The sequence below is a fragment of the Marinomonas sp. 63XJN7_7_ISO-PGPR-S23-202 genome, from assembly GCF_056173505.1.
Window position 1 is genome coordinate 2,367,472 of record NZ_CM149677.1, and the last position, 13,829, is coordinate 2,381,300.

Consider the following 13,829-nt stretch of genomic DNA (forward strand, 5'->3'; position numbering starts at 1 on the left):
GGATCTGGGAGGTCTCTGGGCTGGCATAAAACGCCATTCCCTAAGCAACATAACAGGAAAAAAACGATATCCCGATCGAACTTCAAGGCCGAGCCGATGTTTCCCCAAGTGATGGTTCATCTCGTGTAATGAGGTGTAATTGCGTTCTTGATATTTGTTTTTTAACATCGAAGTGGTAGTTTTGGACTGTCACTATGTGCCGTGCCTGTGATGATGTCTTTCCCTACACAATGACCAGAACAAGGAGGGGCATTCCACCTTTGTTCGTCATGTTTTTCCTAATTCCTAATATAGTATGATTACTCGAAGTTGAGATTGATATGAATGATGATAAGTTGAAACGTGCTGTACCGGAAGGTTTTGAACAAGTCGTGCTGCAGCCAGTAGAATACAGTCCGTTGATGTACATTGATATTGCTCTTTCTGAAGGTATGCCGAAAGGAGAGGGGTTTGATTTATGGTATACCTCGTTTGGCCTTAATAAAATGAGTGCTATATCAAGCATTCGGTCTATGACAGGAATGGGGCTGAAAGAGCTTAACGTGAAAGCGCATTATCCCCCCATTTTGCTAAAAGAAAAACTTTCAATCACCGAATTAAATGAGTTTATTCTGCGTCATAAAATGGATCATATTATATATTCTTTTAAGGAATAATCGTTGAAAAAAAGCTAATCTATCTTTTGCTAAAAACAGATACGAAAATTTTAAGACCTATCGGGGTGTTTTGCTATTCTAAAGTTTGTATTGCACTCTCAATAAAGTATAACGATTCGTGTGTGGTTACTGAATAAACCCTCTATACAAATGTCATTGTCAATAAACTCCTCGGGCGTGCTTCCTTAAAAGTGCCCGAGGAGTGACAAAAATTCACAGAGTCGGAAATACTGTTATGTAATCGAACTGCAGATGTATTTCATCTCTAAATAGTCTTCGATACCATATTTTGAACCTTCTCGACCTAAGCCTGATTGCTTCACACCACCGAAAGGGGCGACTTCATTGGAGATCAGGCCGGTGTTATGACCAACCATGCCATACTCAAGTCCTTCGGATACGCGAATCATACGCGCATGGTCTCGTGTGTAGAAATAGGCTGCTAAGCCAAAGATAGTGTCATTGGCCATCGCAATGGCTTCTTCTTCTGTATCAAATGGGAAAAGCGGAGCAAGAGGGCCAAAGGTTTCTTCTTGAGCGACATTCATGTCAGGTGTTACACCTGTCAAAATGGCAGGCTCAATAAATAAGCCACCTAGACGCTTCCCACCATGAACCAAGGTTGCGCCTTTGCTAACGGCGTCTTTGATGTGCTCTTCGACTTTTAAAATGGCTTTTTCTTCAATCATCGGGCCAATCTCTGTCCCTGCTTCGGTGCCATTACCCACTTTTAGGGCTTTTACCTTTTCAGTCAGTTTGGCTGCAAAGGCATCATACACACTTCGTTGAACCAGAATACGGTTTGCACACACACAAGTTTGACCCGCATTACGATATTTAGAGGCCATTGCGCCTTCAACGGCTTTATCCAAGTCGGCATCGTCAAAAACGATGAAGGGGGCATTGCCACCTAATTCAAGAGACACTTTTTTGATGGTGTCTGCACATTGCGCCATTAATAAACGACCAACTTCAGTAGAACCGGTAAAAGACAGTTTGCTGACAACATGACTGTCAGTTAATACTTTACCAATTTTGCTTGCAGAGCCTGTGACAACTTGGAATACACCCGCTGGGATTCCAGCACGTTGCGCCAATTCCGCCAGCGCTAACGCAGTAAGTGGGGTTAAATCAGCAGGGCGAACAATCATCGAACAACCTGCTGCCAAAGCTGGAGCGGCTTTACGTGTGATCATGGCCGCTGGAAAGTTCCAAGGCGTAATGGCCGCCGTAACACCAATCGGCTGACGAATAACGGTAATTCGTTGATCCGCTCGTGGTGCCGGAATGGTATCGCCATAGAGACGTTTGGCTTCTTCTGCGAACCATTCAATGAAGGAGGCCGCATAGGCAATTTCACCTTTGGCTTCCGCTAGAGGTTTGCCTTGCTCAGATGTCATCAGCAACGCTAAGTCGTCGGTGTTTTCAATGATTAACGTAAACCAACGGCGCAAAACGGCCGAACGTTCTTTAGCTGGTAAAGCGGCCCATTTCTTTTGGGCGATTTTAGAAGCTTCGATCACCGCAGGGATTTCTTCAGGAGAAAGGTGAGGAATCTCGACAATGGTTTCACCTGTCGCTGGGTTGGTAACAGGGTGGGTGGTTTTTGCTTTTGCTTCAACCCACTCGCCATTGACTAAACAACGAGACTTAAGAAGGGACATATCCTTTAACATGAGTATCACCTATATATTTGGTAATTAAATAAAGTGAGATCTTTGCACGGTCGCTGTGCAAACCTCGTCTTGGCTTCGCTTGCGACATGATGAAACGATCTCTAAGTAAGTTATTCTTGTACTAATCACATTGCTATTATCAAATCTTCATCAATCAAAGTAAATAGGTTAACATGTTAACTAATTTACTTCGATAAAGAGAATACCCTATGAATATAAGATTATCGGTTGTTGATCAAACCCCAGTGCATGGTTCGCATCATAAAAAAGACGCTCCTTTGTTAACGGTTGAGTTAGCAAAACATTGTGATGAATGGAATTATCACCGTTATTGGGTAGCAGAACATCATGATAGTGTCCATTTTGCTAACCCTTGCCCTGAAATCTTAGTTGCTCATTTGGCCAGTATAACAAAGCGTATCAAAGTCGGTAGTGGCGGTGTGATGCTATCTAACTATAGTCCATTAAAAGTGGCGGAATGCTTTTCTATGTTGGCATCACTTTTTCCAGGGCGTATTGACCTTGGTGTTGGTCGTGCTCCCGGTGGTTCGGCTATGACATCCGCTGCTTTAGCCTTTCCGAATAAAGTGTCGAATGGTCAGTTTTATGCCGAACAAGCGGCATTGCTAGAAAGTTTTATTCATGGCTCTTTTAAAGAGGCTCACCCTTTTAGCTCGATACATGTGATGCCTGAAGTGCGCGATGTACCAGATTTATGGATGCTTGGATCAAGTGGCGGCAGTGCTGAGCTGGCTGGAAAGCTGGGCTATCATTTGGCTTTGGCTCGATTTATTGACTCTGAAAATTGTCATCCGCGTATTTTTGACGCGCATCAGAAAGCGTGGCAACAGGCTGGGCATGAGCGTCCATTGCAAAGAATGTTGGCGATTGCTTGTATTTGTGCGGAAACAGAAGAGGAAGCGAAACTCCGAGCAGGAACCGCTGTGTATCGTAAATTTGCCACGCATATAGGTGAGCGGGAGGACTTTTTAACGCCAGCCCAAGTTCGTGATAGATATCGCGGGATGCCAGCCTCTCATCAAGCCTTGTTTGACCGAATTGAAGCCAGTTATACGATTGGCACACCAGAACAATGTTGGAATGAAATGGAATCCCTTGCCGAGACATTTAACACCGATGAGATTTCCCTCGTTACTGTAACACATAGCCAAGCAGATCGTTTAGACAGTTATCGTTTGTTGGCAAAGAACTTATAAGCTGAGACTGTTGCACGACTACTGCGCTTGCCAATATTTTGTAAAAACAGGCTGAGAAAACAGCCTGTTTTATGGTGTTTGAATGTCTGCTTTTTTAGCTTTCCAAAGCAATAATATCGCTCAACAGTCGGCTAAGTTCTTTTAGTTTGTCTTCACCTAGCTTTTCGATGACACGCTGATATGCTGCATCTACTTCTGGACGGAACTCTTTGACGACCTTATTGGCCATAGGTGTTAGTGACAGCAGGGAAATTCGCTGATCAGTCGGCGATTTTTTGCGTATCAAGAAGCCATCCTCTTCAAAGCGAGTAATAATGCGTGTCAAACTTGGGCTAAGAATACAGCATAGTTGTGCCAGTTGTTTGACTTCTAACTCTTCATGATCATTTAACACGCGTAAGACTCGCCATTGCTGTTCTGTAAAACCTGCCTTTTGCAATACTGGTCTAAAAAAGGTCATGGATGATTCACGTGCTCTTAATAATTGCAGTGTCAGGGAGTCTTCTAATCTTTTCATGTAATCTCGATAATTCCTAAAATATGATTTTGATAATACCCAATACGCTTTATAAATAAATGTTAGTGCACAAAGACGTTGTTATTTCATTGTTTGGATGTTTCTGTGGGTAGCGGTTGCTAAAAGTGTACAAGCTAAGATGGCAAAGGCAATCGTATGGGGGTGCAGGTCAATCATTAAAGGAACAATTTGAGCAAAGATCGCCCCGAAACTTAATTGCAGAAACCCAAGTAATCCTGCTGCCATGCCTGATAATTTATTGGCCGTTCCTATTGCGGCACTTTGGTAACTGGGTTGGCTTATGCCTCGGCCCAGTGTAATGATAGACATGGGCAAAAAGAGTGTTGCAAAACTCATTGGTAAGCTTATTTGCAGTACTAATAAGGCGACCGCTCCAAGAATACAGAAGCTATTTCCAACGAGAATTGATTTATCCAACGAAAGTCGTCTATTTAATAATGTACTTAGGTATCCGCCTAGCATAAAGGCTCCAGATACCAGCATAAACCAATAGCCATACGCTAGGCTGTTTTTGCTTAAGTCTTTGGTTAGATAGGGCGAGGCACTGATGAACAGATAAAAACAAAGTGCGATAAGAGTATTCGCCATGGCGTAACGGTTAAACGCGGGCTGACGAATGAGGCTCATATAATGACTGAGCATCATTTTCAATGGCAGCTTTGGAGGCCTTTGGGGTTCTGGTTTGATCAGTTTGAGGCTAAGCAAGAGTAAAATAGCCCCTTGAATGGCTGAAAAGGCAAAAATAGCTTGCCAGCCTATATGGGTATTTAATGAGCTACCAATTAATGGGCCAATGCCTTGTGATAACGCGATGGCCATGACCACATAGCCCATTTTCTGCGAAGCGAGTTTTCCCCCTGAACTGGCTACCAGTAATGCTCTCGACATCGAGAGAGTAAACGCGCCGCCAATGCCTTGCAGAATCCGACCTAATAGCATAAAAAATAAGTGCTCGGTTACCAATGCGATTAACCCACCGACAACAAAGAAAGATATGCCTAAAAGTATGGTAGATCGGTTTCCGAGCCTGGCAATCACAGCCCCTACTGACAACTGACCTAGGGCAAGAGCAGCGAGATAGAGGGAGTAATTTAATTGTACCGTTGATGAGTCAATGCCCAGTTGCTGAGCAATGTCTGGTAAAGCAGGTAAAATGGCATTAAGTGCAATAGGGCTGCACATCGCTAACAAAATGAAATAGGGGATGGGAATCATTGAGACAACTAATAACTTAACGTGTTAAATAAAAGTTATTATACATGCATAAAAAAATCCCACGAGGGGATTTTTTATCTTTGACCTTAAAAACTACGAATCGACGTTAATTAAGCCAATTGTTTTAGCAAATGTTGTAGTTGCTGCTTAAAACTGGCTAATTCATCTTCTTTAAAGTTTGCAAAGATGTCTGCTTGTTGCTGATTGGAGATGGCCCATAATCGCTCAGACATTTCCTGACCTTTTTCAGTCAGTGATAAATCATGGTTGATCAAGCCAAAACCTTTTAGGCTTTCAACGCCATCAGTCACATCCACGGATGGAATAGTCACCAGATTGCTTAAGTCATCTAAGGTGACGCCTGTGGTATCACTTAAGACAAGTAGCAATCGAGCTTCGCTGGTACTGAGGCCTGTTGCAGACTGCTTTGGTAGATAGTTCTCTTGAACCTTCTGCAGCACTTTATGCATAAGATAGATAGCACTGTCGTGCAAACGAGCCAATGTTTTATCCGATGCCACATTCAGAGCAGGTGTTTTGGCGCCGGTAAAAGGAATCGCACCAGCATAGCTACCCTGAACATAAAGTAATGGCGCACGACCATGGTTTTCAAACGCAACGACTTTACCAATCATAATCCAGTGATCACCGCCATCGACGACTTGGTATTTTTCACATTGAAAATTGGCCGCCGTATTAGTGAGTAGTGGGGCACCACCGACACCAGGATGAGTTTCAACATGGGCAAATTTATCGTCGCTTGGTTTCGCAAAATTGTTGGATAAATCAACTTGATCTGCGGCTAAAATATTGACAGTAAAATGATCGGATTTTTCAAATACGGCATAGCTGCTTGATGTTTTAACGATACTCCACAATACCAATGGTGGATCAAGAGACACGGAGTTAAAGCTGTTAGCGGTTACACCAACTTTCGTACCGTCAGGAGATTTTGCGGTAATGACCGTAACACCTGTGGCAAAATTACCAAGGCAGCGACGGAATTCTTTAGGGTCGAAGTTCATAGAATTCTCTCTTATTCTTATTTATACCTATTCTGTTTAGCCATGAGTCATCATGGCTAAACACTTGTATCTCGATATTGTGTGCCTAATTACTAAAGTAGGTAGTTATTAAAGTAGAGTTGGATCTGGCTCTAACCCCATAACCTCACGACCAATAATTTGCGCACAAACATCGTAATCGGTATAAGCATGAGCGCCACACATATGACAATCACGGAATATTCGCTGTGCTTCTTTGTCTAGTAACCAGTTGTTGGCACCGATTGCACTAAACATGCGATCAACGGCTTCGATACACATTTTAACCGCATAGGCCTGGTTTGTTCTCCAGTGCGCTAATGTTTGACGGTCTGGATAGCGATGTGCTTCGGCATGCTCGGCATGTTCTTCCCAAGTTTTTTCTAAGAAGGCGCGAGCCGCTAGAATTTGATGAGTCGATTCACCTGTGCGAAGGATGGCGGGGATCGCGGCATTCACTTTAGCGCCGGTATAAGCGCGTACTCGGTTAGCCGTCACTTCTTTATAAACTTCTAACATTCTTTCTGCCGTGCCAAGCGCCATCGCAGCAAAACCTGAGGCGAAGTAAGGGCGGTATGGTGCGTAGAAGATGTTACTGTCAGGATACAAGCCATATCCAGCGGATTTACCTTCCATCATGTCTTTGGCTTTTTGAATACGGTGTTCGGGTACAAAGGCGTCTTTGATCTGTAGTGTTTTCGTACCAGACCCTTTCATTGCCATGGAGTGCCAATCGTCATCGATGGTGTAATCTGATTCTGGAATAACCGCAAAACAATAGTCTTTTGTGCCTTCAGCATTATCTCTTAAAAAGCCCACAATGGCCCATTGTGCGTGGTCACAACCGCTACTCCACTTCATGTCACCATTAAAAATGATACCGCCATCGGCTTCTTCATAGTGACCAAATGGCGCGATACTGCTGCAGGCAACGGCATCAGGTGTGTTTTTCCAGACTTCGTCTTGAAGTTGTTTTGGAAACATAGCTAGTTGATGGTTGTGGGTGCAAAGCAAGCTGAATGCCCAAGCGGTACTGCAACAGGCGCCAGCAAGAGCGGCAATGCAATCGCCAAATTCAGGTAAGGAGATTTCGTAACCGCCATAAGCTTTAGGTAGAAAAGCTTTATGTAAACCAATCTTTTTCAAAAGTTCGATATTTTCAGCGGGTACTTTTCTTAGTTCTTCTGTTTTAATCGCATTTTTGGCAATTTCTGGAAGAACTGCTTGAAGGTCTTTTAATAAAGGGTTCGCACGTTTCATAAGTTTGGCCTTGTCTTGTTTTTGTTCTGATAGGAGTCAGTATTAGGCGAACACACATTTTTATGAATGTTATTTTTGAGCAAAACTTAGGACTTTTCTAGAATGTCTTGTTTTTGATTCCTGAAAAATGCCAAACGTTACTTTTTAAAATAAGAGACGACGATAATGAGTTTACTTAGCTCATGAAATCCTATTGTTTTAAAAAGCCATAAAATATCCCTTTAGGGACATGGTTTATGGGCTTGTATTCATTTAGTTTTTTTAACTTTAATATAAAAATAAGCGGAGTTTTCATGAGCCTTGATGTTATTAACCCAGCCACAAAACAAATCTATAAGAGTGTTGAAGCTTCCAGCGTCGAAGAGCTAGATAGCATCATTGAAAAGTCAAAGACTGCATTTTCAGTTTGGAGCCAAAAAACTCATGAGGAGAGATCTGCTGCGTTACATAAAGTCGCGGCGGCGCTTGAAGAAAATAGTGCAGAACTTGCTGAAATCATTACCTCAGAACAAGGTAAGCCGCTTTCATTAGCGCAATTTGAAGTAGGTGGTGCGGTGGCTTGGACTCGTTACAATGCTGACCTGAATTTAGCCCCAGAAGTCATTGAAGACAGTGACGTAAGACATGTAGAGGTGCGCCGTACACCGATTGGTGTTGTGGCTTCTATCACACCATGGAACTGGCCTTTAATGATTGCCATTTGGCATGTTATTCCTGCCATCAAAGCAGGGAACAGTGTTGTCATTAAGCCTTCGTCATTAACGCCTATCAACACCATTCGCTTAGCAGAAATCATCAATGAACATACTGTACCAAACTTGGTGCAAGCGTTTGTGGGGGAAGGTGGCATGGGTGAACCTTTAGTTACTCACCCAGATGTGAAAAAAATCGTGTTTACTGGCTCGACTCCAGTCGGTAAGCGTATTGCTTCTTTGGTAGCGAATGATCTTAAAAAGGTAACTTTAGAGCTTGGTGGTAATGACGCAGGCATTGTGTTGGAAAACGCCGATATCGATAAATTGGCCGAGAAGATCTTTATGTCTTCATTTATCAATATGGGTCAAACTTGTGCTTGTTTGAAACGCCTGTATGTTCATCGCTCTAAGTACGATGCATTGTGTGATGCGCTAACTAAGATTGCTGCTAGCCAAGTCGTTGGCGAGGGCATGAAAGAAGGCGTGACGTTCGGCCCAGTTCAGAATCAAACACAATACGAGAAAGTGAAAGCCATGATTGCAAGCGCACAAGCTTCTGGTGCAGAAGTAATTGCGACAGAGCTTCCACCAGGTTTGAACGGCTATTTCATCGCACCGACGATTATCAAAACATCGCGCCATGATATTGATGTGGTATGCGATGAGCAGTTTGGCCCCGTTCTTCCGGTTATTCCTTACGATGATCTTGAAGAAGTGATGAAACACGCTATTCATAAAGAGTTTGCTCTAGGTGGATCGGTATGGGGAGAGGAATCTCCTGAGCTGGAATGGGTTGTGAATCAGCTGGATTCGGGGACTGTGTGGGTAAATAATCATGCGGAAGTGTTGCCTCATGTGCCATTTGGTGGAAACAAAGGATCCGGTATTGGCGTAGAGTTTGGTATGGAAGGTTTACTCGAGAATACACTACGTAAAGTGGTAAACCGTTCTAAATAACGCAACTGTATCCGAATTCTGAGTAATCGACTGAAAGCGCCTGATGTGATCATCAGGCGCTTTTATTTGTATTGTGCCTAGAATAGCGGCATCGGCAGTATTCGATGCCGATATCTCTGCCAATAAAGACGCTTAGAAAAGGCTGTTTATGGCGCTGGTCGTGCAATCAATATCTTGCAATTCGCTGCCGCCTGAAATGCCAATGGCTCCGACTAGATTGCCCTCGATCGTAATCGGCAACCCGCCACCTAAAAACGTGAAATTCGGTTCACTTTGCAGTGCGAAAAGCGTGTTGTTTTTATCGGCTAGGCGGGTTTGCCAGTCCTTTGTTGGGATCTTAAAGGAGGCCGCAGTAATGGCTTTTTTGCGGGAAACGTCGTAGGAAATACTTGGCGCATGGTTCATGGCAGCGCTTGCTAACACGTTACCAGAAGGGCAAACGACTGTTATACAGATATCAATGCCCAGTGTTTCTGCATGCTGGACGGCAACACTACAAAGTTGTAGTGCTGCTGTTGTGCTTAATGTGTGTTTGATGATTGTTTTATGTTGCATAGTCTCACTCGATTGGGAAAAGGACATTTGCTTGTCCGGTACCAGAACTTGGGAAGTAGTTAGTGATAATTTCAGCTTTACCTTGATAATCTTTCCAACCTAAGGCGCCAAAGAGCATTGCCGTATCATGCATGCCGCCTTCGCCGCAGCAAAATTTAGCGTATTCGGGCAGCATATCTAGAAAGGTTTGTGTCTCGCCGGATTGCCAAAGATCCAATACTCGCAAATCCACTTGGCGATGGAACTCCCGCGAAATGGTAAACGTGCCATTGTTTTGCTCATAAAGATGGTTTTCCCATATTTGATGGGATAAAGAGCCAGAAGCAATCAGCATGACGTTATTGTCACTGCTTTCGATTGCCTCGCGAATGGCTTCTCCAATGAGGCGCGATTCTTCTAAGGAATGCACTGTGCACCACGCCGCGATCGAAAGAACTTTGAAATGTTTGTCCTCGTTCATGTAGCGCATAGGAACCAAGGTGCCGTATTCGAGATCCAAGGTTTCTACTTGATGAGAAATCATATGGACGCCTTTCTCTGTTGCGGTATTGGCAATCAGATCGCCCAATTCTGGGTTGCCATCATAGGAATAGGCAAGGTCTTGAATGAAATGAGGGAATTCATGGCTGGTGTAGACTCCCTCGTAATGGCGATTTGCATTAATATGATGTCCTGCATTGACGAGCCAATGAGTGTCAAGGACAACAATAGTATCGACACCGGCTTCCTTCGCTCTACGTGCTATCTCTTTGTGGCCATTGATGGCTTCTTGTCGACATCCCTCTAACCGACCAGGTTGTTCAGAGAGCAACATGGTTGGAACGTGAGTTACTTTGGCTGCGATGCTTAACTTTCCCATAAAATCTCCTAACAATATTATTTTTATTAACATGTTAAGTAAATGATGTTTTTAACGCGTCTTCAATCTGCTTTCTTATAAAATGAAACTAACGTTGACTTACAGCAATCTCTGAATCAAATTAGGTCACTAGCGTTACCCAGAGTATAAAAAGTTTCTTTCAGGTTTTTATTTGTGTATGTTAACAAGCGCTTTGCTTCCAAGAGAATCCGGCTATTGATCATTTTTTGGATTGACTTCATTGAGGGTCACTTTAAGCGATAAAATGATGGAAGAGTTCTGCTTGGGATTTGATACCGAGCTTGCGGTATATATTCTTCCTATGATTCTTGACGGTTCCTTCAGAGACAAAACATTTACTGGCAATCTTGCTGGAAGATAAACCATCTAAGATAAACCCAACGATTTCTTTTTCTCTCTTGGTTAAATTGGATAAATTTGAGTCAGGTTGAGGCTTAGACAGTGTTAATTTTTTGTCCGTGACCTTGCTTGAGCGAATGCGCTCGTGCGTTTGAATCGCCGTTTTTATTGGGTTTAGGGTGTGGGTTAGCTCGTCAGAAGCCACTTTTTGTGCTCGGTGGTTGTCGTTTGTGGAATACGCAATGCATATGCTTCTACCATCTTGAGTGCCAATCACGATATTCGTCTCATTCTGCCAGCCGAGTTGTTGGTAAAAACTGTCATAGTAGGCTGATTGATAAAACTCCTGTGTTACTAGGCTGTCGAGAGTGACCATCTCTTTGTGGTTTTTTTGGCAAACCAAGTCGTAAACTGGGTCCAACAGATACGCCGATTCGCAATAGATCTTGTCCAGTTTGGACATGGGACACTCGCCAAGAAGAACGGGCTTGTCCGCTTTCGAGTAACTGACAATTTTAATCTCATCAATGACATCAAGGGTTTGGATAGAGTGGGCAACTTGGTCATAGAAGTGTTCTTGACCAATGCTTTCTATCAGGCTCGGTAATGATTGGTATAAGTTTAACGTTACCATTTTTTTCATGCCCTTATTATAAGTTCTTGTTAGGGGACCTCTTTTGATAAATCCGTCTTATTCAAAGGTCAATATTTCATCTCTCGTTCACTGAAAGCCATTTTGGAAATTACTGCACTTTATTTGTCTTTTCCTGACACAGTGACTTGACACTCCAAGGTCATTACGTTTAATTTATTTAACATGTTAATTAAGTTGAGTCAAAAAATACTCGATTTCTTACTTGGAGAAGAATAAAAATGATGAAGAATTTGATAAACGGGAAATGGGTTGAAAGTAAGGAGACGTTTCAAACCTTTAACCCTGCGACGGGAGAAGTGCTTGCCGAAGTGGCCCATGCGTCCGATACACAAGTCGCAGAAGCGGTTGCCGCTGCAAAAGCTGCGTTTCCAGCTTGGGCCAACATGCCCGTTGCTAAGCGTTCTAAAATCATTGAAAAAATGGGGGATTTAATTGCTCAGAATGTCGATGAATTGTCTGCTTTAGAGACCGCTGATACGGGGTTGCCTCTCTATCAAACTCGCAACGCACTTGTGCCACGAGCGTCTAACAATTTCTATTTCTTTGCCGAGAAGTCTCGTCAAATGAACGGTCATACCTATCCAATGGATGACCAAATGCTGAATTACAGTTTGTACCAGCCAACTGGTGTATGTGCTTTGATTTCACCGTGGAACGTTCCTTTTATGACCGGAACCTGGAAAACGGCACCTTGTCTTGCATTGGGGAATACGGCGGTTATAAAGCAGTCTGAATTGTCTCCTTTGACAACGGACTTCTTAGGCAAAATTGCCCTTGAAGCCGGGGTTCCTGCGGGCGTATTTAATGTGGTTCATGGTTTTGGTGGGACAACAGGGAACGCTTTGATTAAGGACCCAAGCGTCAATGCCATTTCTTTTACTGGCGGCACGGCAACGGGTAAACACATCATTGCGAATGCCGGTCTGAAGAAATTCTCCATGGAGCTGGGTGGTAAATCCCCCGTGATGATTTTCGATGATTGCGATTATGAGCGTGCTTTAGATGCCGCCGTATTCGGCATTTTCTCCATTAACGGTGAACGCTGTACAGCCGGTTCTCGTTTGTTTGTTCAAGAAACTATTTACGACAAGTTCTGTGATGATTTCGCTGCTCGTGCCGCCAAAATTAAAGTTGGTGATCCAAACGATATGCAAACCCAAGTGGGCTCATTGATCTCTAAAGCGCATTGGGAAAAGGTCACTGGCTATATCAAGTTGGGCATTGAAGAGGGCGCCAAGCTCATTGCAGGGGGCCCTGATAAACCACTTGATGAGCTTCCAGAGCATCTTAAAGGTGGCCACTTTGTACGTCCAACCGCCTTCCGTGATGTCACCAATAGCATGCGAATTGCCCGAGAAGAAATCTTTGGCCCTGTTGCTGTGATCATCCCATTCAAAGATGAAGCAGACGTTGTGAAGATGGCCAATGACAATGATTACGGACTTGCTTCTTACTTATGGACTCAAGATGTCAGCAAAGTACACCGCATTGCGCGTCAAGTAGAAGCGGGCATGATGTTTGTTAACAGCCAAAACGTGCGAGATCTTCGAACCCCATTTGGTGGTATGAAAGCGTCTGGCACAGGGCGAGAAGGGGGAGATTACAGTTTCGAAGTCTTCTGTGAACCTAAAAACGTCTGTATCAGTATGGGCAGTCATCACATTCCAAAATGGGGTGTCTAGGACACTATTATCATGCAGAGAGGCGAGGTTCTCTCTGCTTTTTTTCGTTTAGAGAGAAACGTTATGCCGCATTTTATTATTGAATACTCAGCCAATCTTGAAGAGAAAATTGACTTTCAACCCATGTTCAAAGCGTTTCACGATTATGTGATATCAACGGGGCAATTTCCTATTGGCGGGGTGAGAAGTCGTGCGATTCGACTTGACCATTTCCGAGTGGCAGATGGTCGAGAGGAATTCTCCCTGTTAAATCTAAATCTCAAAATAGGTCACGGTCGAAGTCAGGAGCTCAAGCAAGAGGTGGCAGAAAATGTTTTTAAGATTTTATGCGACTTTATGGCACCTATTACTGATACCAGCTATTGCCAAATATCATTTGAATTAACGGAATTGGACCCCGTGCTTAAATTCAATAAAAACAATATACATCCGCTTTTTAAGTAATGTCATCAAAAACACAC

13 protein-coding genes are annotated in these 13,829 nt (G+C 43.4%); 5 read left to right on the forward strand and 8 right to left on the reverse strand.

Annotation, left to right across the window (positions count from 1 at the left end; genetic code table 11):
• Positions 1 to 320: 320 nt before the first annotated feature.
• Positions 321 to 656 carry a ribosomal protein L7/L12 gene (locus AC0VYG_RS10935; RefSeq protein WP_199478667.1) on the forward strand — a complete coding sequence of 112 codons (336 nt, stop codon included), beginning with the start codon at positions 321 to 323 and terminating at the stop codon, positions 654 to 656.
• Between the two features lie 233 nt (positions 657 to 889).
• Here the strand turns inward: AC0VYG_RS10935 and AC0VYG_RS10940 are convergent, their stop codons facing one another.
• Positions 890 to 2,332 (reverse strand): NAD-dependent succinate-semialdehyde dehydrogenase, encoded by a 1,443-nt coding sequence (locus AC0VYG_RS10940; protein ID WP_475432299.1) that lies wholly within the window; start codon positions 2,330 to 2,332, stop codon positions 890 to 892.
• A 209-nt stretch (positions 2,333 to 2,541) separates the two neighbouring features.
• On the opposite strand from AC0VYG_RS10940, the gene AC0VYG_RS10945 reads away from it, so the two are divergent.
• Positions 2,542 to 3,549, forward strand: coding sequence for an MsnO8 family LLM class oxidoreductase (locus AC0VYG_RS10945; RefSeq protein WP_475432300.1), 1,008 nt, complete (start codon positions 2,542 to 2,544; stop codon positions 3,547 to 3,549).
• Between the two features lie 94 nt (positions 3,550 to 3,643).
• On the opposite strand, the gene hpaR is transcribed toward AC0VYG_RS10945, so the two are convergent.
• The 4 genes from hpaR to AC0VYG_RS10965 all read right to left on the reverse strand — a co-directional run bounded on the left by hpaR (position 3,644) and on the right by AC0VYG_RS10965 (position 7,605).
• Positions 3,644 to 4,066: a homoprotocatechuate degradation operon regulator HpaR gene (gene hpaR, locus AC0VYG_RS10950; protein ID WP_199478672.1), complete on the reverse strand. Its 423-nt coding sequence runs from the start codon at positions 4,064 to 4,066 to the stop codon at positions 3,644 to 3,646.
• An 81-nt stretch (positions 4,067 to 4,147) separates the two neighbouring features.
• Positions 4,148 to 5,302, reverse strand: a complete 1,155-nt coding sequence (locus AC0VYG_RS10955) for an MFS transporter (RefSeq protein WP_475432301.1) — start codon at positions 5,300 to 5,302, stop codon at positions 4,148 to 4,150.
• A gap of 110 nt (positions 5,303 to 5,412) precedes the next feature.
• Positions 5,413 to 6,327, reverse strand: coding sequence for a p-hydroxyphenylacetate 3-hydroxylase reductase component (locus tag AC0VYG_RS10960; protein WP_475432302.1), 915 nt, complete (start codon positions 6,325 to 6,327; stop codon positions 5,413 to 5,415).
• Between the two features lie 108 nt (positions 6,328 to 6,435).
• Complete coding sequence (locus AC0VYG_RS10965; RefSeq protein ID WP_475432303.1) at positions 6,436 to 7,605, reverse strand: p-hydroxyphenylacetate 3-hydroxylase oxygenase component; 1,170 nt, start codon at positions 7,603 to 7,605, stop codon at positions 6,436 to 6,438.
• 293 nt (positions 7,606 to 7,898) lie between these two features.
• Between AC0VYG_RS10965 and AC0VYG_RS10970 the strand changes: the two genes are divergently transcribed.
• A complete protein-coding gene (locus AC0VYG_RS10970; protein WP_475432304.1) occupies positions 7,899 to 9,257 on the forward strand; it encodes an aldehyde dehydrogenase family protein in 1,359 nt (452 codons plus the stop codon).
• A 132-nt stretch (positions 9,258 to 9,389) separates the two neighbouring features.
• Here the strand turns inward: AC0VYG_RS10970 and AC0VYG_RS10975 are convergent, their stop codons facing one another.
• The 3 genes from AC0VYG_RS10975 to AC0VYG_RS10985 all read right to left on the reverse strand — a co-directional run bounded on the left by AC0VYG_RS10975 (position 9,390) and on the right by AC0VYG_RS10985 (position 11,665).
• Positions 9,390 to 9,812 (reverse strand): GlcG/HbpS family heme-binding protein, encoded by a 423-nt coding sequence (locus tag AC0VYG_RS10975; RefSeq protein ID WP_475432305.1) that lies wholly within the window; start codon positions 9,810 to 9,812, stop codon positions 9,390 to 9,392.
• Positions 9,813 to 9,816: 4 nt separating this feature from the next.
• Positions 9,817 to 10,671: a 3,4-dihydroxyphenylacetate 2,3-dioxygenase gene (hpaD, locus tag AC0VYG_RS10980; protein WP_475432306.1), complete on the reverse strand. Its 855-nt coding sequence runs from the start codon at positions 10,669 to 10,671 to the stop codon at positions 9,817 to 9,819.
• 253 nt (positions 10,672 to 10,924) lie between these two features.
• Positions 10,925 to 11,665, reverse strand: coding sequence for a helix-turn-helix domain-containing protein (locus AC0VYG_RS10985; RefSeq protein WP_475432307.1), 741 nt, complete (start codon positions 11,663 to 11,665; stop codon positions 10,925 to 10,927).
• 239 nt (positions 11,666 to 11,904) lie between these two features.
• Between AC0VYG_RS10985 and hpaE the strand changes: the two genes are divergently transcribed.
• Together hpaE and AC0VYG_RS10995 are read left to right on the forward strand one after the other, a co-directional pair.
• Entirely contained in the window at positions 11,905 to 13,368 is a 1,464-nt protein-coding gene (hpaE, locus tag AC0VYG_RS10990) for a 5-carboxymethyl-2-hydroxymuconate semialdehyde dehydrogenase (RefSeq protein ID WP_475432308.1), read from the forward strand.
• 63 nt (positions 13,369 to 13,431) lie between these two features.
• The gene (locus tag AC0VYG_RS10995) at positions 13,432 to 13,812 is read left to right on the forward strand and encodes a 5-carboxymethyl-2-hydroxymuconate Delta-isomerase (RefSeq protein WP_067021183.1); all 381 of its coding nucleotides are present in this window, start codon (positions 13,432 to 13,434) and stop codon (positions 13,810 to 13,812) included.
• The last annotated feature ends 17 nt before the right edge of the window (positions 13,813 to 13,829 follow it).